Origin of the sequence: Enterobacter cloacae complex sp. IR5428, from assembly GCF_049238585.1 — a bacterium.
GTDB lineage: Bacteria > Pseudomonadota > Gammaproteobacteria > Enterobacterales > Enterobacteriaceae > Enterobacter > Enterobacter intestinihominis.
Genome location: NZ_JBMKHV010000002.1, coordinates 267,468 through 289,544, shown reverse-complemented (window position 1 = coordinate 289,544; position 22,077 = coordinate 267,468). Strand labels below are relative to the sequence as shown.

Genomic DNA, 22,077 nt, shown 5'->3' with positions numbered 1-22,077 from the left:
TATTCTTAACGGCGTGTAAACGCCAATCTGAGCCCTAATCCAATGAATGTTACACCAACAATTCTATCCAGTATTTTCTGCAACCTTCTGTTTTGCGAAACGGTTCCGGCTGCACTACCTGCAAGTACGGCGAACGTTAAATCAGTCATAAAAGCGATCAATGCGTAGGTCATTCCCAGGAGTAGAAAAGAAGCTGTCTGGTGCTCGCTTCCAGGCGCAACGAATTGAGGGAAAAAGGAGATGAAGAATAACAGTACCTTCGGGTTGGTTAAGGTAGTTATGAAACCTTTAGTAAGTAGACTCGTCAAAGTCGCTTTTGCCTTAACGCGTTCAGCTTCGTTGTGATTCGTGGTTTGCTTTGTCAGCGTTCCCCAAATCATCTTACTACCGAGATACACCAGATAAGCCGCACCGAGAGACTTAATGATGGTGAACATCATCGGAGATGCTGTTATCAACGCGGTTAATCCCACAGCGCTTGCAATTGCATGTGTGCAACTACCTAATGCTACACCAGCGGCAGAGATAATTCCCGCTCGTCTTCCATTAACCACGCTTTGACCTACCACGTAGGCTATATCAGGCCCAGGTGTAACGGAAAGGAGAAATACAGATAGGACGAAAAGCCCAAAATGAGTTATGTCCAGCATAGCCATCTCCAGAAAAAATTATGTACCTCCATGCTAACACTGAATTTTTATGCGTAAAAGGTGATTTTATATGCTTTTAGTCTGCTTTTGCTAAACAACGAATCACTCATGGCATAACACGCTAAGTTGCACATTTCCTGTACCCTGGATACCCTGAGATTAATCCTAATAACTCAAGGGTGAGTATGGCTAGCGGGAAGAGAAAGAATCAAAAGGAATCGCCTGAAGAAGAGTTAGATCGCCTGCTGGATGAGCTTGAACTCACACCGGAGCAACGGGAGTTTATCGAATCCATGCGAGAGGATAAGAGCGATCCCAGTAGTGAGTAACGCTTGTCTTAAGCCGAACGAGTACAAACGGCATTGTAAGAAATTCTTCTCCTGGTGCATGCAGAATCACGGTGCCTTTGTTCCGGCTGTCGCTGGAGTGTCATAAATATAATTACGCGCGCGCATAATTTAAAATTAAACCCTCTTTCTTTTTACGTAATCAATTGCCCCTGTTATATCTGTCGGCAAATTTTTTATTTCCCGGATCGCAGATGAAAACACGACTCCTCCTGTGCGCTGGCTTATTAGCTGCCTCCAGTGCCCATGCCAGCGCCCTCTATTTTTATGAAGCTGGCACCGAAGATACCGCGCTTGCCGGAGCAGGGCAGGCGGCTCGTGCGCAGGATGCCTCTACAATTATGACCAACCCGGCTGGCATGACGCGCTTACCGGATCATATGGTCACCGGTGGGTTACAGGTTATGGATGGCTCCATCGACCACCAGCTGGATAACGATGCCCATCAAAGCCCCGGCGATGTGATGAAAACCATCCCGAATGCCAGCGCCTTTTATAGTCAGAAGATAAACGATGATCTTTATGCCGGGGTCGGGCTTTACGGTAATTACGGCCTGGGGATCGATTACGGCAGCTGGATGGGCGACAGGCTGATTAAGAAGAGTACCATGGTAGCCATGACGCTCAGCCCCTCGCTGGCCTATAAGCTTAACGACCGTCTTTCGATTGGCGCGTCCGCCAACGTTAACTACGGTTACTTCTCGCTGACTCGCAGCGTTAACGATGATGACTACCGGCGACGCGATGAAGACCTGGCCATGAGCTATCGGCTTGGGCTGCTGATGCAGCTAACTGACCAGACCCGAGCTGGTATTACCTGGAACAGCGAAACGGACTACAGCTTCAATATTGACGGCAACGCGCGTGTTCAGAACGGCACCTACGACCTGCCGGTGTCAGCACAAATCAGCGCGCCGCAGCAAATTATGCTCAGCCTTGTGCATGACATTAACCCGCAGTGGTCGGTTATGGGCGATCTCGGCTGGCAGGACTGGAGCCAGTTCGGCGCGCCGCAAATCGTCGTCGGGGACCAGCAGCTGAACAACGTCAGCCGCCTGAAGGACACGTGGCACGGTGCGGTGGGCGTGCAGTATCGTCCAACGCCTCAGTGGCGACTGAATGCCGGTGTGGCGTTCGACAGCTCGCCGTATGAAAGCCAGAGCGATGTGGCCTTAACCTTACCTACCGGCGATGAGTGGCGATTTGGTACGGGAGCCCAGTATCAGATCACCCCGGCCAGCAATATTGGTATTGCCGTGTCGTATCTTCATATGCAGTCGTCGCATGTGAAATCGCCGGTGGCGTTTGCCGGAAGTTACGACCATCCTTATCTTTGGTTTGCCAGCGTCAACTACAGCTATCAGTTTTGATCGGCTAACCGCTTAAAATATATGGTCTATAATGGCAGATACTGAATGTCAGAAGGTTGTACCATGCATATTTTACCGCCTGTTCGACCCGAAAAATCCATCGAACGACTGACCGCTATCCTTGAGCCGATAGCGGAGAAAGTGCACGTAGTTCCACGTAAGCGACTCACCTGGTTACGGAAGGGGAAACAGCAGATGTACCTCTTTCTGGAAGGGGAGCTGTCCCTGCTGCGGACATCGGATGGACTGGTGGTCGTGACCGTTTACGAGCCGCATTTGTTTGGTATTGCTGAGATGATCCAGCCTACGCAAGGCCATTTTCTCCGTGCGGAAAGGGAGTCGACCATTTTACGTCTCGATGCGGACAAGGCGGCCGAGTTATTCCGTGCCGAGGGCGTCTGGGAGGATGTCGCAGCGCTGCTCTCATACCATACGGCCTATTTGATATTCCGTGATGCGCAGGTACTCCAGCAGCGTACCTATTCCGTTATTCGTAACCACCTTCAGGAAATGATTTTGCTCCCGGAGGAGACGCGTTTGCGTACCACGATACTGGAATATATTCAGGATCGTACGCTGCTTTCTCGCAGTAGTATACTCAATGTATTATCCGCCCTTAAACAGGGAGAATATATCTCCTTTAAGCGCGGTGGGTATTTGCTTGAAGTCAGACACTTACCTGAATCATTCTAGGGGAAGTTTAAAATTAAACAGAAATGGAATTAACGAGGCTGTTAATTTTCTATATCGTTTGCTTTCTAAGTTTTATCTTTATTAAGTAAACGGTATATTTATGAAAAAGACAGTTCTCGCTTTGATTATGGTTAATGCGTTTACCGCCACTTCCGCGTTCGCCGCCGCTGATGCGGGCACCTGGTATGGCGGAGCGAAATTCGGCTGGTCACACTATTTTGATACCAATATGGGTTCAAAAGCGTTTGATAACAATAATTCCGACCACTTCGATTTTGACCATGATAATGTCGGTGGGGGTGTTTATACGGGTTACCAGATTACCCCATGGCTTGCGGTAGAAGGCGGTTATGATTATTTAGGCAACATGCAGATCAAGGGTCAGCATGGCGCAGGGGCGCAAATGAAGACGCAGGGTCTGCAAATGTCCCTGAAGGCCAGCTATGCCTTGACCAATGACTGGGATATCTACGGCCGTGCCGGGGCGATGGGCTATCGCGCTGAATCCGATGTAAGTGGTCACAATCGTTTTGAAACCGGTGTGCGCCCGCTTGCAGCTGTGGGTACTGAATACGCCTTCAATAAAAACTGGGCTGGCCGCCTGGAATATCAGTGGGTAAGCAATGTGGGTAATGCAAACCAGATCGGTGTGAGCAGCGACCTGAGTTCCGTCACCGCAGGGCTTAGCTATCGCTTTGGTCAGTACGACTGATGCATGTGATATGGCGATTAAGAAAAACCCGGCTGCTATGTTGCCGGGTTTTTTGTTGTCAGCTGGCGAATAACGGTTCAAGCATAATATGAATATTTTGCAGGCCCGTGACGTTATTGTCTTTCAGGTATTGCTGATTAACCATATCTAACTGTTCCAGTTTGGTCAGCGAGGCGTAAACGCGTTGAACAGCGCTGTCCGCAACAAAAATTTCTTTTGCGGTAGTGTCCTGAAGATACTGTGATTTTACGCTGCGCGTTAAGTTATCGATCTGCTGTTTATTTTCCTGATAAAGAGACGCGATATGAGATATCTGTGCCTGCGGCGGTTTTTCCCCCGGTAATACCAGCGGAATTTGCAGATGATTAATCTTTTCAACGTTGTCTGGTGGTGGAGAGCTACATGCTGTTAATGTGCTCAGACTTAATATAGCGAAAAAGAACGGCAGGCTCTTCATCGAATCACTCCGGGGAAATAATTGGACTCAGCATTATCCCTGAAGGCCGCAGCGACGAAAGAATAAACTTATTTATTTATAAACGTTATTTCCATAGGTAAAAGAAAATCCCGGTGATAGCCTCCTTTCCCCCCATGTACCGCCAGCGTGAATATGACGCCTCGAGGATGTATGAAATTTAAAACTCTCGTTAGTGCGATGGCCGTTGCTGGTCTGCTATTGGCCTCGTTGATCTCATTGCCTGTCCTGGCACAAAAGGAGGTGAAGGAAGCTACTGCCCATACGAAACAAATGAATGATGCACTTTATGGTCAACTGCCCTTCTTTGATAAAACCGATTTCCGAAATGCGCATAAAGGCTTTATTGCCCCGCTGCCACCTGCGGTGATTGAAGGTGAAAAAGGCGCCGTTATCTGGAATCCCCAGAAATACGCTTTTATCAAAGAAGGGCAAAAAGCGCCGGATACCGTCAACCCGAGCCTGTGGCGTCAGGCGCAGCTGAATAATATCGGCGGTCTGTTTGAAGTCACGGAAGGCGTCTACCAGATCCGCAACCTCGATCTGTCGAATATGACAATCATAGAGGGCAAAGAGGGGATCACGGTTATCGATCCGCTGGTGTCCGCGGAAACGGCTAAAGCGGGCATGGATCTTTACGTTAAGCATCGCGGCAAACGTCCGGTTGTTGCCGTTATTTATACCCATAGCCACGTCGATCATTATGGCGGCGTGCGTGGCGTAATTGATGAAGCCGGGGTAATGTCCGGCAAAGTGAAAGTCTATGCGCCAGCCGGTTTTATGGAAGAGGCGGTATCGGAAAATATCATGGCCGGAAACGCCATGAGCCGCCGTGCCAGCTATATCCACGGAAACCTGCTGAAACCCGGTGTGAAGGGGCAGGTGGGGGCAGGTCTGGGGACTACCACCTCAGCCGGAACGGTCACGCTCATCGCGCCCACTCACTCTATTACCGAAGAGGAGCAGAAAGAGGTCATTGACGGTCTCACCTATGACTTTATGCTGACGCCGGAATCGGAAGCACCGTCTGAAATGCTCTGGTATGTGGAAGAGAAAAAGCTGATCGAAGCAGCAGAGAACGTCACTCACACCCTGCACAATACCTACTCGCTGCGCGGGGCGAAAATACACGATCCGCTGGCATGGTCAAAGTACATCAATAACGCCATCGATCGTTGGGGTGATAAAGCGGAAATCATTATCGCGCAGCACCACTGGCCCACGTGGGGTAACAAAAAAGTGGTGAAGCTGATGAAAAGCCAGCGTGATATCTACCGCTATATCAACGACCAGACGCTCAGACTGGCGAATAAGGGGCTGACGAGGGATGAAATAGCCGCTAATTTCGCCCTGCCTTACGGGCTGGCTAAATCCTGGGCAGGCCGTGGCTATTACGGCTCGGTAAGCAACAACGTCAAAGCCACCTATGTCTACTATCTTGGCTGGTTCGACGGCAATCCGGCGACGCTCGATGAACTGCCTCCGGTCGAGGCGGCGAAAAAGTATGTCGATTACATGGGCGGAGCCCGCGCGATCCTTGAAAAAGCCCGTGTCGATTATGCCCGGGGGAATTATCGCTGGGTGGCTCAGGTGGTCAGTAAAGTCGTTTTTGCCGATCCGAATAATAAAGCGGCGCGCGAACTGGAAGCCGATGCGTTTGAACAGCTGGGATACCATGCGGAGTCAGGGCCGTGGCGTAACGCCTACCTCACCGGTGCGCAAGAGTTGCGTAACGGCGTGAAGATAAAGCCGACGCCCAAAACCGCCAGCCCGGATGCGGTCCGTGCCATGTCGACTGAGATGATTTTTGACTACTTCGGCGTTCATCTTAACGGCGTCAGAGCAGCGAATGCCAGAGGCGTTTTTAACGTTGATTTAGGCCGCGAGGGCGGCAGGTATAAGCTGGAGCTGGAGAATGGCGTGCTAAACCACAGTGCCAATATCCAGGCAGAAGATCCGGATGCAACCATTACGCTCAGCCGCGAAACGCTGAACAAAATCATCCTTAAGGAGACCACGCTGAAAAAGGCGCAACAGGCAGGAGAGGTGACGATCGTCGGCAACGCCGCGAAGGTAGACGAAATGCTGCGCTGCATAGAGAGCTTCAGTTTCTGGTTTCCTGTCGTCACCCCTTAAAAGTAAAAAAGGCTGCTTTCGCAGCCTTTTAGCATTCGCCAGCAACAATTTGCCGGGTGGCGGCTTCGCCTTACCCGGCCTACACTCTGCGCTGCTTAAGCGCTAGATGACGCCATCCCCGCCGTCTGAACACCAGACCTGCCCGGAGGCGTATGAACACTCATCCGAGGCCAGAGTGACATACAGCGGTGCGATCTCCACAGGCTGTCCCGGGCGTCCCAGAGGGGTACTCTCGCCAAAATGTTTCACTTTTTCCTGTGGCTGCCCACCGCTGGGCTGGAGCACGGTCCAGTAAGGTCCGGGCGCTACCGCGTTCACGCGGATCCCTTTCGGACCCAGCTGTTTCGCCAGCGCTTTGGTAAACACCGCGAGACAGGCTTTGGTCTGCGCATAGTCAAGCATTACGGCGCTCGGTTTTACCGCCTGTACAGATGAGGTGTTAATGATGGAAGCGGGAGCTTTCATGTGGCGCAACGCCGCCTTTGTGATCCAGAAAGGCGCATAGACGTTGGTTTTAAAGGTCGCGTCAAAATCTTCCGTGGTCAGTTCTTCCAGCGTCTCACGGTACTGCTGGCGGCCTGCGTTATTCACCAGGATGTCCAGCCCGCCCAGTTTTCCGACGGCCTGTTCCACCAGGTTCTGACAAAAAGTTTCGTCCCGCACATCGCCCGGTAGCGCGACGGCATTCCGTCCTTCCGCTTTAATCAGGGCGATCACTTCCGCAGCGTCTTCTTCCTCTTCCGGCAAATAGTTAATGGCGACATCTGCCCCTTCGCGGGCATAGGCAATGGCTACTGCGCGTCCGATGCCGGAATCGCCCCCGGTAATTAGCGCCTTCTTACCAGTAAGCCGGCCATGCCCTTTGTAGCTTGTCTCGCCGTGATCGGGAACAGGGTCCATTTCAGAGGCCAGGCCCGGTGGCGTCTGGGGCTGCTCCGGGAAAGGTGGCGTTGGGTAAGCGTTCGTACGTTGTTCATTATCACTCATAGCTAACTCCTTGTTAGGGGTGAGATTTGATGGATAGTTACAGCGTTAACGCTTCGCTGAATTATTTTTGCAAGTGGCTGACCCGCACTACGGGTGGGGATGATATTTTATCGAGCGAGCCGCTAATACTGATCATGTTGTCAGGTTCCACGGTTCTGTCGTCAAATACGGCTTTCGGGATAATAACGTCGATTTTCCCGGTTTTATCCTGGAATACGTATTTATCGCCATTGCCATCAATAAGATTGCCGCGCAATGAAATAGAGGCGCCATCATGCATCTCTTTTGCCTGAGTAATGGTCATAATGCGCGCATCATCGGTACCACGATAACCACTGTCCAGGGCATGCGGCGGTGGCGGCGCTTCACCCTTTTGTAACCCGCCGTTATTATCTGCCCATGCGGAAGGGATAATTAATATTAACAAGGCTGAAATCACTGATAATTTCATCTGATATCCTTCATTTTGGATGTCTTGACTTATTAAGTATTGTTGCTATTCCTTTATGTGGCAAATGTGATAAGTCTTAAAAGCATTTGCGTAGAAAAATCAAAAATTTCGGCAATTAAGCGAAACGGTGACAAAAGCCATGGAACCAAAAAATGAAAAAGTGCCTGGGATAAAAGAGAGTTATCGTTTACTGACGTTTGAGTATGCATTTCGTCAGGTGGGTTTTATTGTTCTGTTAGGTATTATCGTGGCCGCGTTAGCCGGCCTGTTTTCCAGCGGTGCGGTTAGCGACGTGGAGAAAACAAACGAAGCAAAATCCCTGAAGCTGAGCTATGAGCGCTTCGGCCGCCGCCAGACCGAATCGCGGATGACGCTGACGTTTCCGGTGACGTCTGAGGGTAAATATATTCTCAGCCTGACCAGCGAAAGCAGCGACGTATATGAGCCGGGCAGCGTCTGGCCGCAGCCGGACAGCATGTATAGCCGGGGGAACACCCTGTTTCTCGTTTACGACAATCTGAAACAGAGCGATAAGTTCACCGTCCTGCTGTTCATCACGCCGACAAAAGCAGGGAAATGGACCAACAGCATCCGCGTAAACAACGGGCCAGATATCCGCTTCTGGCAGTTTATTTACCCCTAGGAGTCGAATATGGACATGGTTTTTCGTGCCCTGGCAATATACCTGTTTCTGGTGATCGTGTTTAAAGTCGCCGGACGGCGCGCCCTGCTGCAAATGACCAGCTTTGACCTTATTTTGCTCTTAATTATCAGTGAGGCGACACAGCAGGCGCTACTGGGTGAAGATTTTTCCGTCACCGGTGCGATGATTACAATAACAACGCTGGTGGTGGTGGATATTATTTTTGGCCTGATTAAAAAATATTCTTCTTCTGTTGAGAATGTTCTTGATGGCACTCCGGTGATATTGGTAGAGAATGGTATTCCCATTGCGGATAAACTGAAAAAAGTCGATGTATCCTGCGATGATATATTGGTTTCAGCACGCCAGAACCACGGCATAACGGAATTAAAGGATATTAAGTACGCGATCCTTGAGCGTAACGGCCATATTTCAATTATTCCTGAAGAAAATTAACTAAGGGGCACATCCATGAGCAACCTTATTCACGATAATAATACGACCATCAGCGAGCTGACGAAAAAGCTTGCCACGACGCTCACAGAAAGAGGACTGCGTCTAACCACGGCGGAGTCCTGCACCGGGGGTAATCTCGCGGTTGCGCTTTGTGCCGAAGAGAACACGGCGGAATTTTATGACGTTGGCATGGTGGTGTTCAGCGATGCGGCGAAGGAGAGGATCCTCGGCGTGCGGCACGAAACGATTGAGCGCTTCACCGCCGTCAGTGAACAAACGGTTACTGAGATGGCCGCTAAAATTCGCGATATTGCCGAGGCGGATATTGGTGTTGCCATCAGCGGCTATGCGGGACCGGAAGGCGGAGACGATGGCACGGCAGCCGGTACGGTCTGCTTCGGCTGGGATATTCGCGGACAGACGGAAACCCGCACCGTGCTGTTTTCCGGTGAATGTCAGGATGTGGTGGAAAAAGCGGTGCGTTATTCGCTGTCTGAACTGATCGAAATACTCTCCGGGTGGGATAACGTCTGAGACAAGGGGAAAGGCTATGGCTGTTATCGTTATTACCGGCGGTACGGCGGGCGTGGGGAAAGCCACGGCGCTGCACTTTGCTAAAGCGGGCTACGATGTAGGCATTATTGCCCGCGATGAGCAGAGCCTGCGCTCCACAGAAGAGGAGTTGCGCCGTTTCGGGATCAACGCGTGTGCCGTTCAGGCCGACGTGGCGGACAGCAAGGCGGTGACCGATGCTGCTAACGAAATTGAATACCGGCTTGGAGCCATCGATGTGTGGGTGAATAACGCCATGGGCGGGATGCTGGCGCCGTTTCGCACCATGTCCCCGGAGGAGTTTCGCCGCGTCACCGAGGTGACCTATCTGGGCTATGTTAACGGCACCCGCGCCGCGCTGGAGTTAATGACCCCTCGCGATCGCGGAACGATTATTCAGGTTGGCTCCGCGCTGGCCTACCGTTCCATTCCCTTGCAGTCAGCCTACTGTGGGGCGAAAGCCGCGATCCGCGGATTTACCGATGCCGTACGCACCGAGCTGATGCATGAAAACAGCCGGGTGCAGATCGCAATGGTACAGATGCCAGGCCTCAACACGCCGCAGTTCGAGTGGGCGAGGAATAAATTTGCCTGGGCGATGCGCCCGGTTCCTCCCGTGTTTCAGCCGGAAGTGGCTGCCAGCGCTATTTTTAAGGTGGCGCAGAAACCGGTGCGGGAGCTGTGGGTGGGCAGCAGCACCATCCAGTCGATTGTCGGGCAGTTTCTTTTCCCCGGCTTTCTGGACCGGCTGATGGTTAAAAAGGCCTGGGAAGGGCAGATGACCGATACGCTAAATGCGGATGACCGTCAGGACTATCTGGATCAGCCGGTTAACGACCTGCATAAAATCCACGGGCACTTCACCGACGAAGCAAAAGAGCGCGCCACCAGCGTTACCTCCGGCATGCCGGGGAAAGTGCTGCTCGGCTCCCTCGCCGTTACGGGCGCGATCGTGGCGCGTCTGCTGCTCTCGCGGAGACGATAATCAGCGCAGTGCGGTACGATCGGTCCAGAACCAGCGGTAGCCATAGCCGCTGAGGTTAAGCGCGACGGTTTTGCCGCATACCAGCGCGTCGTCGTAGCGTTTGTCCGCCAGGCATGCGGTCCAGGTCGCATGCCGGATCCCTCTGGCGGTAAAATTAACGGGCTTATCGCTGAAGTTAACGAAGGTCAGAATGCTGCGCGTGTCGGTTTCGTAATAGATCCCCAGTACCGCATCGTTGTCGATAGTAATAAGACGAAACGGCGCGACGCCGATCTCAGGAAACTCCGAGCGCGTATTGGCGATATCGATAATGCAGTGCAGGAGGGAGTTGCGGTGCAACAGCGAATCCGCCACGTTGATTTTTTGATAGCGGTACGGACCATGGTCAATCATTGGGGCGATAAAGGTTTCCGGGTCGGCATCTGAGAAACCGCCGCCCTGCGATCCGGCCCACTGCATCGGGGTGCGTACGGCGTAACGCTCCTCCAGATCTAAATCATCGCCCATTCCAATTTCATCCCCGTAGCGCATGACCGGTACGCCCGGCAGCGAAAACAAGACCGCATGGCAAAAGGCCAGCCGCTTTCGATCGCCCTTAAGCATCGGCGCCAGACGGCGGCGGATCCCTCGCTGATACACGCTCATCTCTTCATCAGGGGCGAAGGCATCAATGACGGTCTGCTTCGCTTTTTTGCCTATCCCTTCCAGATCCAGCTCATCATGATTGCGCAGCCAGTTGGCGAAGCAGCAGGAGTCCGGCGGCACAATCATCTTTTTCACCGCGTTGCGCAGCGGTCGTGCGCTCTTCTCTGCAAGGCTGACGTAAAAGTACTTATTGAGCCAGAAATTCAGCACCAGGTTGAGCCGGTCATTCTGACCAAAATAATCTTTGTAGGCGTCGACCTCCACGTCGACTTCGCCGAGCAGGATCGCGTCCGGATTGCGCTGTTCGATAAGACGGCGCAGATGCTCCAGGATCCACAGGCCGCGTTTTTCATCTCCACGCCCGGCCTGTTTTGTCAGGTGCGACGCTGCATCCAGGCGAAAGCCCGACACCCCGAGCTTTAGCCAGAATATGATGATGTTCTCAACCTCCTTCAGCACCGCCGGGGAGGCCAGATTGAGATCCGGCTCGTGGTGATAAAACATATGCCGGTAGTATTGCCCCGCTTCGTCGTCCCATGTCCAGACGCTCTTTTCCACGCCGGGGAACATCGGTGGCGTATCGTCCTCGTCCGTGTCAGACCAGAGATAATAGTCACGGTAGGGTGACTGCGGGTTGCGGCGGGCTTGCTGAAACCAGGGATGCGCATCCGAGGTGTGCTGGATCAGCAGCTCAATAATGACCTTCATCCCCAGCTCCCGCGCCTGTTCAATAAAGGCGATGATATCGTTGAGCTTGCCGAAGCGGGGATCGACCTGCAAATGGTCGCTTACGTCATAGCCTTCATCGAGAAAAGGGGTGAGGTAAAACGGGGTGATCCAGATAACCGTCGCGCCCATCCGGCGGATGTAGCGCAGCTTCGCGGCGATCCCGGCGATGTCGCCACAGCCATCGCCGTTAAGATCGTAAAACAGGGCGGTATCAATCTGGTAAATAATGGCGCGTGTATGCCAGCCTGCCATAGCAATCCTTAGTGATAACCTTCGGTATCAGACACTTTGCCCCGGAAGACGTAGTAGCTCCAGGCGGTGTAAACCAGGATCACCGGGATGATTAACAGCGTGCCGATCAGCATAAACAGCTGGCTGGCAGGCGGCGCGGCGGCTTCCCACAGGGTGATGTGCGGCGGGATAATGTGTGGCCACAGGCTGATGCCCAGTCCGCTAAAGCCGAGGAAAATCAGGCCCAGCGTTAACAGGAACGGACGGGCATGGCTGTCGGGATTGCGCGTCAGCCGCCAGATCCACAGGCTGAATACCGCCACCAGAACCGGAACCGGCAGGAACCAGAAGAAGTTAGGCAGTGTAAACCAGCGCTCGGCGACAAACTGCCAGCCGAGCGGGGTCCAGATACTCACCACCGCAATGACGGCGATCAGTGCCAGCAGCACGTGCCGGGTCAGCTCACGCATCCGGTTTTGCAGCGCGCCTTCGCTTTTCATGATCAGCCATGTGGTAGCCAGCAGGGTATAGGCGACAATCAAACCCAGCCCGCAGAACAGGTTAAACGGGGTTAACCAGTCCAGCGAGGAGCCCACAAAGCGTCGCCCTTCCACGTCAAAGCCGTTGATCATCGCGCCGACCACGATCCCCTGGCTGAAGGTTGCCAGCAGGGAACCGCCAGCAAAAGAATAGTCCCAGAATTTGCGGTGGGAAGGGGTCGCCTTAAAGCGAAACTCAAACGCCACGCCGCGGAAAATAAGCCCGATCAGCATGGCCGTGAGCGGGATGGTCAGGGCATCGATAATCACCGCGTAGGCCAGCGGAAACGCGCCGAACAACCCTGCGCCGCCGAGAACCAGCCAGGTTTCATTTCCGTCCCAGACCGGTGCGACGCTGTTCACCATCACGTCGCGTTCTTTGGCATCGCCCACAAAGCTGAACAGCATGCCGATACCGAGATCGAAACCGTCCATGATGATGTACATCAGCGTGGCGAAGACAATAATGGCAAACCAGATGACCGGGATATCGACGCCCATCAGATCTTCTCCTCTTCCGGAACAGACTCGGCGGCGGACAGCGGACGGGCAGGGGTGCCCGACGTATTAGACGTTAGCGTGCCGACAGGCTGCGGCCCTTTCTTTATCAACCGGGCGAGATACACATAACCCACGCCAAATACCGAACAGTAGACCACGATAAAGGCCAGCAGGCTGATGCTCATCTGCAACGTGCTGTGCAGAGACACCGCATCTATCGTGCGCAGATAGCCGTAGACGACCCACGGCTGGCGGCCCACTTCGGTGGTGACCCACCCGGCGAGCAGCGCAAGCAGTCCGGCTGGCCCCATGCACAGGGCAAACCAGTGGAATGGTCGCGAGTGATAGAGTCGGCGGCGATAGCGCAGCCAGACGCTCAGCACACCAAGCGTAATCATCAGCAGCCCCATGCCGACCATAATGCGGAAGGACCAGAAGACGATGAGCGAGTTCGGGCGGTCCTCTTTCGGGAAATCTTTCAGCGCCGGGACCTGTTTATCCAGGCTGTGCGTCAGGATCAGGCTGCCGAGCGCCGGAATTTCAAGCCCGTACTTGGTGCGCTCCTCCTCCATATCCGGTACGCCGAACAGCAGCAGCGGGGTAGCCTCGCCGGGCGGATTTTCCCAGTGGCCTTCAATCGCGGCGATTTTGGCAGGCTGATGCTCAAGCGTATTCAGGCCGTGCATATCCCCAACGACTGCCTGGATGGGCGCGACCAGCAGCGCCATCCACATGGCCATGGAGAACATTTTGCGAATAGCGGGCGTGTCGTTGCCGCGCAGCAGATGCCATGCCCCGGACGCGCCCACAAACAAGGCGCTGCACAGGAAGGCGGCGATGGACATATGGATCAGACGGTAAGGGAATGAGGGGTTAAAAATAATGGCCAGCCAGTCTTCGGGAATGACCTGACCGTTCTGAATACTGAAGCCCTGCGGGGTGTGCATCCAGCTGTTGGAGGCGAGGATCCAGAAGGTGGACATCAGCGTGCCCAGCGCTACCATGCAGGTGGCAAAGAAGTGCAGGCCGGGGCCGACCTTGTTCCAGCCGAACAACATCACGCCCAGGAATCCGGCTTCGAGGAAGAAGGCGGTTAAGACTTCATAAGTGAGCAGAGGGCCGGTTATGCTGCCTGCGAACTGGGAAAATCCGCTCCAGTTAGTCCCAAACTGGTAAGCCATTACCAGCCCGGAAACCACGCCCATACCAAAGTTAACGGCGAAAATTTTCAGCCAGAAATGGTAAAGCGAGCGCCAGACATCATTTTTTGTGCGAAGCCACATGCCCTCGAGAACCACCAGATAGCTCGCAAGCCCGATGGTGATTGCCGGAAAGAGAATATGGAAAGAGACGGTAAAGGCGAACTGTATCCTGGCCAGATGAAACGCATCAAGCTCGAACATGCTCCGTACCTCTGGAACTGATAGCCCACAAGGCATTGCCAGACAGCCTCAGGCTGCCTGGCAAAACCGGTTACGGTTTTTTCTTACCCGCGCCAAGCTCGGCACCGGTAAGCGGATCGGCTTTAGGATCGGATTTCGTACGTGCGCACATTGCTTTGACCAGCGTAGCCTGCTCTGTTGTGAGCGTTACGCTTGCGCCGCCGTCACCGCCATCTACCGCTGGCTGAGGAGATTCCACGTAGTCGAAGTGCTTGTCGCTGTTCCAGCTTCCGCGAACTTCTCCCCCCTCAGACATATTGTAGTACTTGTTGGTGTACTCTTCGATTGGCGGCAATTTACCCGGTGGGAAGTTGTTACGGATCGACTGGAGCGCCTTCTCAAACGAAAGCTGGTGTGCTGCCTCACGCGTCATTAAAAACGCCAGCGCATCTTTAACACCTGGATCGTCCGTTACGTTAATAAGCCGTTCGTAGATAATTTTGGCGCGCGCCTCGGCCGCAATGTTAGAGCGCAGATCCGCGGTGGGTTCGCCAATGGTATCCACGTACGCCGCCGTCCACGGTACGCCTGCGGAGTTAGTGAGCGGAGTACCGCCCCCGTAGAGCAGGGAAGTGATATGACTGTCGTTGCCGTTTTCGGTCATGGACCGGTACAGCTCCGCTTCATTTTCAACGCCTTCCGCCAGTTCACCTTTCGCACCCTTATTAAGCATACCCACCAGGGTGCCGATAATTTCCAGGTGACTTAACTCCTCGGTCGCGATATCCATCAGCATATCTTTACGACCGGGATCGTCGTCGCTCAATCCTTGCGTAAAGTAACGACATGCCGCGGCAAGTTCGCCCTGTGGCCCGCCAAACTGCTCAAGCAGAAGATTAGCCAGACCCGGATTCGGTTCGGCTACGCGTACCGTGTATTGCAGCTGTTTTACGTGTCGAAACATAGTTTCTCCCTCTTCCGTTATTTTTTCGCTTCAACGCCGTCCGCGTCGGAGCGCAGCAGGAACTGTTCCGTCGTCTGTGGAATATGTTGAATCAGCCAGTCCGCCATCTGGCGCTCTTCTTCCAGAATGGATTCAATGGCTGGAATGGAGGCGGTATCGCCCGCTTGTTTGGCCGCGGCCAGCAGAGAGGTGTAGCAGGCAATTTCAAACTGCTCAAAAACGTAGCCGCTGATGGAGCCTTTAACAATTTCGTCGGAAGGGAACATGCCGCCAATGGACTGGCCGAGCGCCGCCATTTTGCTCATGGAATCTTTTATGACCGAACGGGAAATATTATTGCGGTCGAGAATTTCTTCCAGCACGGTAATTTGATGTTTAGTTTCATTAACGTGTTGTTCAATTCGTGCACGTAAGTCGGGATAATTATCAATACGGCTGGCCATTGATTCCAGCATGGATTCGGCTTGCTTTTCCATCGCATGGGCATCGCGTAGCCAATCATGGTAGTGTTCTACATGATTCATAATTAACTCCTGTGATTTATTTTCTGGTTAATTGTTGGTGCTGATGCTCATTAAATTATTATTTATCCTTTCTGGGCTTTTTGATTAATATTGCCGACAGCCAGATCGGTTAATTTGAGATCGGTTTCTTTTTCTTCTTCCAGTGTTTCTGCAAGAAGTTTAACGGCTTTTTTATAGCCTAATTGTTCAGCCAGGGTGGCCAGGGTGCCGTAGCTGGCAATTTCGTAGTGCTCGACTTTCTGTGCGGCGGCAATTAATGCAGCGTCACGCACTTCGTTTTTCTCAGTGCTCTCAATAACTTCGTTGGCTTCTTCAATTAAGCCTTCCATTGCAACGCATTTCATGCGCTTCAGCTTGAGGCCGGATTCCTGCTCAATAATTTGATCGATACGTTCGATCTGTCCCTGCGTCTCCTCAAGGTGAGCCGTGAAGGCAGCGCTCAGCTTCTCGCTTGATGCGGCGCGGGCTAACTTGCTCAGCGCGCGGGTCAGCTGCTTCTCAGCGCTATAGGTATCGGATAACAGGTGAATAAATACATCTTCAACAGTTTTCATATTCATATATTCGCTCCAGTGAAATAAAGGGAAGGTACTGCGAGCCGACAGGCCCGCAGCATGCTCTCGGTATATTTATAAGAGCTTTAAATAAGATCAGGAGTTATCAGATTTACGGCCCCCGCCGTGACTGTTCTGTCCCCCTTTCTTACCCGCTTCAGATGCGCGTTGCGGATCGTTTTTGAAATTACCGCCGCTGTGCTGGCCGCCTTTACGTCCAGCTTCTGATGCTTTTTCACGGTCTTGCGCGAAATTACCGGAACCACCACGATGTTGCTCTGCCATATATCAACCCTCATGTTGCGTTTATGTCAGGTGATACGATAAGTAATTCGTATCAGTTGTCGTTCAGAAATTAACATTAGTCGTTATGTGAGAAGAGTCAAATTTCCTGTCTGGGTTGTTTTGCGCCATTTCAAGAGATGCGGGGAAAATACCGCTTCGTTACGATTTTTGAAAATCGGAAGTAAATCCATTGCTTAGGGGGAAATAACTTGTGTCGTTAGGATTCCGCTTAGCTAATAATCTTAATATGAACGCGGCGGAAATGATTACAAGAATTGACGTAGCGCAAAAATATATCTTGCCGACCTGAGTCTTTATAATCGGAATAGTCTTAAGCGAGAAGTAAAATAACGAGCCGAAAACAGTGTATCCGATCGTCGTTTTGACGTGGTCAGGCGGATCGGGCGAGGGTATGCTGCATTTGTCACCACAATAATTACAGAGGCAATGTCATGGATCAGGAGCTACTGGATGCAGGGTACCGGGCCTATACCGGTGAGAAAATCGATGTCTACTTCAACACAGGGATCTGCAAACACTCGGGCAACTGCGTACGCGGCAGCGCGGCGCTGTTCGACCTGAAGCGTAAACCCTGGATCGCACCGGATGAAGTGGATGCAGAAACTGTTGCGCGCGTAATTGATACCTGCCCGAGCGGTGCGCTGAAGTACCGCCTAAAATAAGTGAGGAACCATGGATATTCTTGAAGGCCATAACAAGTTTTATGTCAACGACGCCGAAGGCAATCAGGTTGCGGAGATCGTCTTTGTCCCGACCGGCGAGCATCTGAGCATCATCGAGCACACCGATGTGGATCCGAGCCTGAAAGGGCAGGGTGTGGGTAAGCAGTTGGTGGCGAAGGTGGTAGAGAAGATGCGCGGGGAGAACCGTAAAATTATCCCGCTGTGTCCGTTTGCGAAGCATGAGTTTGATAATACGCGGGAGTATGACGATATTCGGGCGTAAAACAGATGCCCGGCATTGCGCCGGGCAGCACACTCAACCGACAAACATCACCGACACACACAGCACACCCACAATCAGCGTCAGCAGGTTACCGATGGAGCGGTAGGGTTTTAACGACGGGATCAGGTACGTCGACAGCGTCGGCATGATGAACAGGATCATGGCGATAAGCGGACCGCTGATGGCGTAAATCATCGAGATCGCATTCGGGTTGATGCAGCAGACCGCAAAGGTAATCAGCGACACGCCGAGAATCGAAACCGCGCGGTTAAAGGCGCGACTTTTCTTCACCCCCACCTGATTCAGCGACGATTTCACAATTTCCGTTGCCCCTTCAATCACGCCAAAATAGGTGCCGAGGAACGATTTCGACATCGCTATAATTGCCACGATAATACCGGAAATGCCCAGCCATGCCGGGGACGAAGGCATCATCGACAGCGCGGACAGGATCGTCACCCCTTCCTCTTTTGCCGCCACGATATAGGACGGTGGAATCGAAAGCAGGCAGCTGAACACAAAGAACAGCACGCTGAGGCAGATGATCAGGTACGCCACTTTCATGATTTTTTTGCATTTACCCATAGCCTCTTCACCGTATTTCTCGCGACGATCTACGGCGAAGGTCGAGATGATCGGGGTATGGCTAAAAGCGAAAACCATCACCGGGATCGATATCCACACCTGGTGCAGCGTATGCTGGTCGAAGGCCATCTGGCTGGTCAGCAGCGACGGCTGCCAGCTGCCCGTCAGATACAGCGAGACAAACAGGAAATAGGCGATCAGCGGAAAGACAAGGAAACCCATCACCTTAATGGTGATGTGCCGCCCCATCAGGAAGATCAGATTCAAAATCAGCACCACGCCAAAACTCACCAGCATCCGCACGCTGGTATCCACCGTCATCCGTTTCGCCAGCTGTTCAGTAAGTGAGTTGGTTATCGCCACCGCGTAAATCAGAACCACCACAAAGAAGGCCACGAAATAGAGCGTGGTGATGAGGTTGCCGATCTTTTTGCCGTAGTAATGGGAAACGGCACCGGTGATCCCTTCGTTGCCTTTCGTCTTCGACGACAGAATAAATTGCGCCAGCGCTTTATGCGGCCAGTAGGTTAAGGGATACGCCACAAGGGCGGTGATCAGCAGGACAATTGCGCCAGCAGAGCCGAGCTGAATGGGCAAGAACAGGGTTCCTGCGCCCACGGCAGTGCCGTAGAGGGCGAAACTCCAGAGAGTCTCTTCTTTTGACCAAATTTTCGACATTAGAGCAACGTATCAACTATAAAACGAACAAAAAGGAGTGCAATTTACCATAATTATGCGTTGAGGTCGCCGTTGCTTCGCTGGGGTTGGGCCGGAGAAGGTCTCCGGCCGGAAGGTCATTCGCTTGCCAGGGCGCGACGTTGCTGGCGGCGCTTGATAATTTTCTCCCGCAGGGTGTCATACACCCAGTTGTAGAGCATGGTGTACGGCAGGAAGAACAGGAAGAAACCAATCTCCAGCGTGAAGGCCTGGAACAGCGTCACGCCCAGCACGGCGGCAACGATGGTTACGCCAATCACAATAAAGCCGCATTCAAAACCCAGCGCATGCAGGGCGCGCACTTTTGCCGTGCGCTTCACCCGCTGGACAGGCCAGAAACGGTCGAAGCCAAAGTTATAGGTAATGTTCCAGAGCATTGCCGTGGTCGCCAGAATAATAGTGAGACCCCCCATTTCAACCACCGAGCGCTGCATTAGCCACGCGGCCATAGGGGCGAGGATCGCCGTAGCAATACCTTCAAAACAGACGGCATGGAAGATCCGCTCCGGCAATTTACGTTGGAGTGCATCCTGATGTTGCATATTTACCTCATATAGACGCCAGAATGGGCGTTAATGCGGCCTATTCTTATCGCATAAGGTGATATATAAAAGATGGTATCCATCGATAAAGTAGATACATCATGCGTTATTCTCCCGAAGCACTGACCGCGTTTGTTGAAACTGTCGCCGCAGGTTCGTTTTCAGCTGCGGCACGACGGCTGCGTAAAAGCCAGTCCACCATCAGCACCTCCATCGCCAACCTTGAAGCTGACCTTGGCTTTGAGCTGTTTGATCGCTCGGGCCGTCACCCGGTGTTAACCGCCCAGGGTGAACAGGTGCTGGGCTATGTCCAGTCAATCCTCGCCGCCAGCGCGCGCCTTGATGAGCTGGCCGTATCCTTAACGGCGCAAACGGAGGCGCGTTTTACCTTTGTTCTCTCCGATACGCTTAACCCGGCCGTGCTGGAAGAGATGATGAGCCAGTTCGACCAGCGTTTTCCGCACACCGAATTTGAGTGCCTGATTGGGGAAGAGGAGGACGTGATCGATCTGCTGCAAAAGGAGCGGGCGCAAATTGGCCTGACGGAAGCACGCGACAGCTACCCGACCGATATTGGCGCGACCCGCCTGCCTATGCAGACGCGGATGGCTATTTACGTTTCTGCCGGACATCCTCTGGCAGGGCAACATGAGACGCAGGCGGACGAGCTGCATGGCTGGCGCGAGCTGCGGCTGAGTACCTATCTTGAACGGGAAGCGCCCCTTGCGCGCGGGCCGGTCTGGTCTGCGCCGAACTACCTGCTGCTGCTAAGCATGGCTGTACAGGGCTTTGGCTGGTGCGCGTTACCCTGCGCGCTGGTCGACGAATTTGCCGCATCGAAATCGCTGGTGCAGCTGAACGTGCCGGGTTGGCCGAGGTCGATTGCCATCGATCTGGTATGGAACAAAAGAACCCCGCCCGGCGTCGCCGGAAGCTGGCTGCGCCAGTACTTGCAGGACGCACGATAATCCTGTGACTAAACTCACTAATTTTAAACATTTGCGTCAATTGTTGATAACAATCCTCTACTATCGTCATGTCATTTTGCACAGAGGTCGTGATGAAAGATGTCGTTATAGTGGGTGCGTTACGTACGGCTATCGGCTGTTTTCAGGGAGCGCTTGCGCGTCACTCTGCGGTTGATCTCGGCAGCGTGGTGGTAAGAGCGCTGGTGGAACGCAGCGGGGTTGCCGCACATGAAATTGATGAGGTGATCCTCGGCCAGGTGCTGACCGCTGGCGCGGGACAAAACCCTGCGCGCCAGGCGGCGCTGAAGGGCGGCCTGCCTAATACCGTTTCGGCGATTACCATCAACGACGTCTGTGGTTCAGGTTTGAAAGCGCTCCATCTTGCGACGCAGGCCATCCAGTGCGGTGAAGCGGACGTGGTCATTGCCGGAGGGCAGGAAAACATGAGCCGCGCCCCGCATGTCCTGACCGACAGCCGGACCGGCGCGCAGCTCGGGAACAGTCAGCTGCTTGACAGCCTGGTTCATGACGGGCTGTGGGACGCCTTCAACGACTACCATATGGGCGTAACGGCGGAAAACCTGGCGCGGGAATACGGCATCAGCCGCGAGCTTCAGGATGCGTATGCGCTTAGCTCGCAGCAAAAAGCGCGTGCAGCGATCGACTCCGGCCGTTTTCGCGATGAAATTGTCCCGGTCAGTACCCAACGCCAGAACGGCGAAGCGCTCATCGTTGATACCGACGAGCAGCCTCGCACCGATGCCAGCGCAGAAGGGCTGGCAAAACTCGATCCGGCCTTCGAAACGCTCGGTTCTGTAACGGCAGGTAACGCATCATCCATTAACGACGGTGCGGCGGCGGTGATGATGATGAGTGAAAGCAAAGCCCAGGAGCTGGCGCTGCCGGTGCTGGCGCGCATCAAAGCGTTTGCCAGCGTGGGTGTTGATCCTGCGTTAATGGGGATCGCCCCGGTCTATGCCACGCGCCGCTGTCTTGAGCGGGCGGGCTGGCAGCTGAACGATGTAGATCTGATTGAAGTCAATGAAGCCTTTGCTGCACAGGCGATCTCGGTCGGGAAAATGCTGGAATGGGATCCGCTGCGGGTCAACGTCAACGGCGGTGCGATCGCGCTCGGTCATCCTATTGGCGCTTCCGGCTGCCGCATTCTGGTGTCGCTAGTCCACGAAATGAAAAAGCGTAACGCCCGAAAAGGGATCGCAACGCTCTGCATTGGCGGAGGGCAGGGGGTAGCCCTGGCTATCGAACGGTAATTTCCCCCTCTGCGCATAGAAAGCCTCCCTCGGGAGGTTTTTTTATGTCCGCAGAATCCTTTTTTAACACTTCTGCGTTCTTTCTTAAGCCCACAATAATTATTGCGCGGTGAATTATTCGCTTTGTGAAGTTCTTAGTGTGATCTCACGCCTGGAATTTATGCGTTATACGCCTTTTTTGTTGATGAGGTTCACGTCGATCTTTGCCAAAAAAAAT

25 protein-coding genes are annotated in these 22,077 nt (G+C 53.2%); 12 read left to right on the top strand and 13 right to left on the bottom strand.

Features of this window, described 5'->3' with window-relative positions; translation table 11 throughout:
* Window positions 1–5 precede the first annotated feature (5 nt).
* Window positions 6–650: a LysE family translocator gene (locus ACOTXC_RS03685; RefSeq protein WP_023306874.1), complete on the bottom strand. Its 645-nt coding sequence runs from the start codon at window positions 648–650 to the stop codon at window positions 6–8.
* A gap of 541 nt (window positions 651–1,191) precedes the next feature.
* On the opposite strand from ACOTXC_RS03685, the gene ACOTXC_RS03680 reads away from it, so the two are divergent.
* The 3 genes from ACOTXC_RS03680 to ACOTXC_RS03670 all read left to right on the top strand — a co-directional run bounded on the left by ACOTXC_RS03680 (window position 1,192) and on the right by ACOTXC_RS03670 (window position 3,772).
* Window positions 1,192–2,367 (top strand): OmpP1/FadL family transporter, encoded by a 1,176-nt coding sequence (locus tag ACOTXC_RS03680; RefSeq protein WP_421767412.1) that lies wholly within the window; start codon window positions 1,192–1,194, stop codon window positions 2,365–2,367.
* Between the two features lie 63 nt (window positions 2,368–2,430).
* Complete coding sequence (locus tag ACOTXC_RS03675) at window positions 2,431–3,060, top strand: winged helix-turn-helix transcriptional regulator (protein WP_022649277.1); 630 nt, start codon at window positions 2,431–2,433, stop codon at window positions 3,058–3,060.
* Between the two features lie 100 nt (window positions 3,061–3,160).
* Entirely contained in the window at window positions 3,161–3,772 is a 612-nt protein-coding gene (locus ACOTXC_RS03670; RefSeq protein WP_022649276.1) for an outer membrane beta-barrel protein, read from the top strand.
* 58 nt (window positions 3,773–3,830) lie between these two features.
* On the opposite strand, the gene ACOTXC_RS03665 is transcribed toward ACOTXC_RS03670, so the two are convergent.
* Complete coding sequence (locus ACOTXC_RS03665) at window positions 3,831–4,229, bottom strand: hypothetical protein (RefSeq protein WP_022649275.1); 399 nt, start codon at window positions 4,227–4,229, stop codon at window positions 3,831–3,833.
* Window positions 4,230–4,400: 171 nt separating this feature from the next.
* On the opposite strand from ACOTXC_RS03665, the gene ACOTXC_RS03660 reads away from it, so the two are divergent.
* Window positions 4,401–6,383: an alkyl/aryl-sulfatase gene (locus tag ACOTXC_RS03660; protein WP_421767411.1), complete on the top strand. Its 1,983-nt coding sequence runs from the start codon at window positions 4,401–4,403 to the stop codon at window positions 6,381–6,383.
* A 102-nt stretch (window positions 6,384–6,485) separates the two neighbouring features.
* Here the strand turns inward: ACOTXC_RS03660 and ACOTXC_RS03655 are convergent, their stop codons facing one another.
* Together ACOTXC_RS03655 and ACOTXC_RS03650 are read right to left on the bottom strand one after the other, a co-directional pair.
* Window positions 6,486–7,370, bottom strand: a complete 885-nt coding sequence (locus ACOTXC_RS03655) for an SDR family oxidoreductase (protein ID WP_421767410.1) — start codon at window positions 7,368–7,370, stop codon at window positions 6,486–6,488.
* Window positions 7,371–7,431: 61 nt separating this feature from the next.
* Window positions 7,432–7,821: a YdeI family stress tolerance OB fold protein gene (locus tag ACOTXC_RS03650; protein WP_421767409.1), complete on the bottom strand. Its 390-nt coding sequence runs from the start codon at window positions 7,819–7,821 to the stop codon at window positions 7,432–7,434.
* Window positions 7,822–7,960: 139 nt separating this feature from the next.
* Between ACOTXC_RS03650 and ACOTXC_RS03645 the strand changes: the two genes are divergently transcribed.
* Genes ACOTXC_RS03645 through ACOTXC_RS03630 form a run of 4 tightly spaced genes read left to right on the top strand, consistent with a single transcriptional unit; the run spans window position 7,961 to window position 10,457 of the window.
* Entirely contained in the window at window positions 7,961–8,464 is a 504-nt protein-coding gene (locus ACOTXC_RS03645; RefSeq protein WP_032626079.1) for a hypothetical protein, read from the top strand.
* A gap of 9 nt (window positions 8,465–8,473) precedes the next feature.
* Window positions 8,474–8,920, top strand: coding sequence for a DUF421 domain-containing protein (locus tag ACOTXC_RS03640; protein WP_022649269.1), 447 nt, complete (start codon window positions 8,474–8,476; stop codon window positions 8,918–8,920).
* Window positions 8,921–8,935: 15 nt separating this feature from the next.
* Window positions 8,936–9,454, top strand: coding sequence for a 2-oxo-tetronate isomerase (locus tag ACOTXC_RS03635; RefSeq protein WP_280004806.1), 519 nt, complete (start codon window positions 8,936–8,938; stop codon window positions 9,452–9,454).
* Window positions 9,455–9,470: 16 nt separating this feature from the next.
* Window positions 9,471–10,457 carry an SDR family oxidoreductase gene (locus tag ACOTXC_RS03630; RefSeq protein WP_421767408.1) on the top strand — a complete coding sequence of 329 codons (987 nt, stop codon included), beginning with the start codon at window positions 9,471–9,473 and terminating at the stop codon, window positions 10,455–10,457.
* Here ACOTXC_RS03630 and ACOTXC_RS03625 read toward each other — a convergent pair whose 3' ends face one another.
* From ACOTXC_RS03625 to ACOTXC_RS03595, 7 genes are all read right to left on the bottom strand, one after another.
* A complete protein-coding gene (locus ACOTXC_RS03625) occupies window positions 10,458–12,083 on the bottom strand; it encodes an alpha-amylase family protein (protein WP_045622067.1) in 1,626 nt (541 codons plus the stop codon).
* Between the two features lie 8 nt (window positions 12,084–12,091).
* Window positions 12,092–13,102 (bottom strand): cytochrome d ubiquinol oxidase subunit II, encoded by a 1,011-nt coding sequence (gene cydB, locus ACOTXC_RS03620; RefSeq protein ID WP_022649265.1) that lies wholly within the window; start codon window positions 13,100–13,102, stop codon window positions 12,092–12,094.
* Window positions 13,102–14,505 carry a cytochrome ubiquinol oxidase subunit I gene (locus ACOTXC_RS03615; RefSeq protein WP_003862857.1) on the bottom strand — a complete coding sequence of 468 codons (1,404 nt, stop codon included), beginning with the start codon at window positions 14,503–14,505 and terminating at the stop codon, window positions 13,102–13,104. The genes cydB and ACOTXC_RS03615 overlap by 1 nt, the downstream gene beginning before the upstream one ends.
* A 70-nt stretch (window positions 14,506–14,575) precedes the next feature.
* A complete protein-coding gene (locus ACOTXC_RS03610; RefSeq protein WP_022649263.1) occupies window positions 14,576–15,448 on the bottom strand; it encodes a manganese catalase family protein in 873 nt (290 codons plus the stop codon).
* A 17-nt stretch (window positions 15,449–15,465) separates the two neighbouring features.
* A complete protein-coding gene (locus ACOTXC_RS03605) occupies window positions 15,466–15,972 on the bottom strand; it encodes a ferritin-like domain-containing protein (RefSeq protein ID WP_022649262.1) in 507 nt (168 codons plus the stop codon).
* 62 nt (window positions 15,973–16,034) lie between these two features.
* The gene (locus ACOTXC_RS03600) at window positions 16,035–16,532 is read right to left on the bottom strand and encodes a ferritin-like domain-containing protein (RefSeq protein ID WP_003862851.1); all 498 of its coding nucleotides are present in this window, start codon (window positions 16,530–16,532) and stop codon (window positions 16,035–16,037) included.
* A 90-nt stretch (window positions 16,533–16,622) separates the two neighbouring features.
* Complete coding sequence (locus ACOTXC_RS03595; protein ID WP_022649261.1) at window positions 16,623–16,811, bottom strand: general stress protein; 189 nt, start codon at window positions 16,809–16,811, stop codon at window positions 16,623–16,625.
* Between the two features lie 452 nt (window positions 16,812–17,263).
* On the opposite strand from ACOTXC_RS03595, the gene yjdI reads away from it, so the two are divergent.
* Entirely contained in the window at window positions 17,264–17,494 is a 231-nt protein-coding gene (gene yjdI / locus ACOTXC_RS03590) for a 4Fe-4S mono-cluster protein YjdI (RefSeq protein ID WP_022649260.1), read from the top strand.
* A gap of 10 nt (window positions 17,495–17,504) precedes the next feature.
* Window positions 17,505–17,777: a GNAT family N-acetyltransferase gene (locus ACOTXC_RS03585; protein ID WP_006811846.1), complete on the top strand. Its 273-nt coding sequence runs from the start codon at window positions 17,505–17,507 to the stop codon at window positions 17,775–17,777.
* 33 nt (window positions 17,778–17,810) lie between these two features.
* Here ACOTXC_RS03585 and ACOTXC_RS03580 read toward each other — a convergent pair whose 3' ends face one another.
* Complete coding sequence (locus ACOTXC_RS03580) at window positions 17,811–19,040, bottom strand: amino acid permease (protein WP_022649259.1); 1,230 nt, start codon at window positions 19,038–19,040, stop codon at window positions 17,811–17,813.
* Between the two features lie 116 nt (window positions 19,041–19,156).
* Window positions 19,157–19,621, bottom strand: a complete 465-nt coding sequence (locus tag ACOTXC_RS03575; RefSeq protein ID WP_421767407.1) for a multidrug/biocide efflux PACE transporter — start codon at window positions 19,619–19,621, stop codon at window positions 19,157–19,159.
* 101 nt (window positions 19,622–19,722) lie between these two features.
* On the opposite strand from ACOTXC_RS03575, the gene ACOTXC_RS03570 reads away from it, so the two are divergent.
* Together ACOTXC_RS03570 and ACOTXC_RS03565 are read left to right on the top strand one after the other, a co-directional pair.
* Window positions 19,723–20,589, top strand: a complete 867-nt coding sequence (locus ACOTXC_RS03570) for a LysR family transcriptional regulator (protein ID WP_032626067.1) — start codon at window positions 19,723–19,725, stop codon at window positions 20,587–20,589.
* Between the two features lie 92 nt (window positions 20,590–20,681).
* Window positions 20,682–21,860, top strand: a complete 1,179-nt coding sequence (locus tag ACOTXC_RS03565; RefSeq protein ID WP_022649256.1) for an acetyl-CoA C-acetyltransferase — start codon at window positions 20,682–20,684, stop codon at window positions 21,858–21,860.
* Window positions 21,861–22,077 lie beyond the last annotated feature (217 nt).

Bases quoted from the DNA above. Each gene is read 5' to 3' on its own strand.
- ACOTXC_RS03685 (WP_023306874.1), bottom strand. From the start codon at position 650: ATGCTGGACATAACTCATTTTGGGCTTTTCGTCCTATCTGTATTTCTC.
- ACOTXC_RS03680 (WP_421767412.1), top strand. From the start codon at position 1,192: ATGAAAACACGACTCCTCCTGTGCGCTGGCTTATTAGCTGCCTCCAGT.
- ACOTXC_RS03675 (WP_022649277.1), top strand. From the start codon at position 2,431: ATGCATATTTTACCGCCTGTTCGACCCGAAAAATCCATCGAACGACTG.
- ACOTXC_RS03670 (WP_022649276.1), top strand. From the start codon at position 3,161: ATGAAAAAGACAGTTCTCGCTTTGATTATGGTTAATGCGTTTACCGCC.
- ACOTXC_RS03665 (WP_022649275.1), bottom strand. From the start codon at position 4,229: ATGAAGAGCCTGCCGTTCTTTTTCGCTATATTAAGTCTGAGCACATTA.
- ACOTXC_RS03660 (WP_421767411.1), top strand. From the start codon at position 4,401: ATGAAATTTAAAACTCTCGTTAGTGCGATGGCCGTTGCTGGTCTGCTA.
- ACOTXC_RS03655 (WP_421767410.1), bottom strand. From the start codon at position 7,370: ATGAGTGATAATGAACAACGTACGAACGCTTACCCAACGCCACCTTTC.
- ACOTXC_RS03650 (WP_421767409.1), bottom strand. From the start codon at position 7,821: ATGAAATTATCAGTGATTTCAGCCTTGTTAATATTAATTATCCCTTCC.
- ACOTXC_RS03645 (WP_032626079.1), top strand. From the start codon at position 7,961: ATGGAACCAAAAAATGAAAAAGTGCCTGGGATAAAAGAGAGTTATCGT.
- ACOTXC_RS03640 (WP_022649269.1), top strand. From the start codon at position 8,474: ATGGACATGGTTTTTCGTGCCCTGGCAATATACCTGTTTCTGGTGATC.
- ACOTXC_RS03635 (WP_280004806.1), top strand. From the start codon at position 8,936: ATGAGCAACCTTATTCACGATAATAATACGACCATCAGCGAGCTGACG.
- ACOTXC_RS03630 (WP_421767408.1), top strand. From the start codon at position 9,471: ATGGCTGTTATCGTTATTACCGGCGGTACGGCGGGCGTGGGGAAAGCC.
- ACOTXC_RS03625 (WP_045622067.1), bottom strand. From the start codon at position 12,083: ATGGCAGGCTGGCATACACGCGCCATTATTTACCAGATTGATACCGCC.
- cydB (WP_022649265.1), bottom strand. From the start codon at position 13,102: ATGGGCGTCGATATCCCGGTCATCTGGTTTGCCATTATTGTCTTCGCC.
- ACOTXC_RS03615 (WP_003862857.1), bottom strand. From the start codon at position 14,505: ATGTTCGAGCTTGATGCGTTTCATCTGGCCAGGATACAGTTCGCCTTT.
- ACOTXC_RS03610 (WP_022649263.1), bottom strand. From the start codon at position 15,448: ATGTTTCGACACGTAAAACAGCTGCAATACACGGTACGCGTAGCCGAA.
- ACOTXC_RS03605 (WP_022649262.1), bottom strand. From the start codon at position 15,972: ATGAATCATGTAGAACACTACCATGATTGGCTACGCGATGCCCATGCG.
- ACOTXC_RS03600 (WP_003862851.1), bottom strand. From the start codon at position 16,532: ATGAATATGAAAACTGTTGAAGATGTATTTATTCACCTGTTATCCGAT.
- ACOTXC_RS03595 (WP_022649261.1), bottom strand. From the start codon at position 16,811: ATGGCAGAGCAACATCGTGGTGGTTCCGGTAATTTCGCGCAAGACCGT.
- yjdI (WP_022649260.1), top strand. From the start codon at position 17,264: ATGGATCAGGAGCTACTGGATGCAGGGTACCGGGCCTATACCGGTGAG.
- ACOTXC_RS03585 (WP_006811846.1), top strand. From the start codon at position 17,505: ATGGATATTCTTGAAGGCCATAACAAGTTTTATGTCAACGACGCCGAA.
- ACOTXC_RS03580 (WP_022649259.1), bottom strand. From the start codon at position 19,040: ATGTCGAAAATTTGGTCAAAAGAAGAGACTCTCTGGAGTTTCGCCCTC.
- ACOTXC_RS03575 (WP_421767407.1), bottom strand. From the start codon at position 19,621: ATGCAACATCAGGATGCACTCCAACGTAAATTGCCGGAGCGGATCTTC.
- ACOTXC_RS03570 (WP_032626067.1), top strand. From the start codon at position 19,723: ATGCGTTATTCTCCCGAAGCACTGACCGCGTTTGTTGAAACTGTCGCC.
- ACOTXC_RS03565 (WP_022649256.1), top strand. From the start codon at position 20,682: ATGAAAGATGTCGTTATAGTGGGTGCGTTACGTACGGCTATCGGCTGT.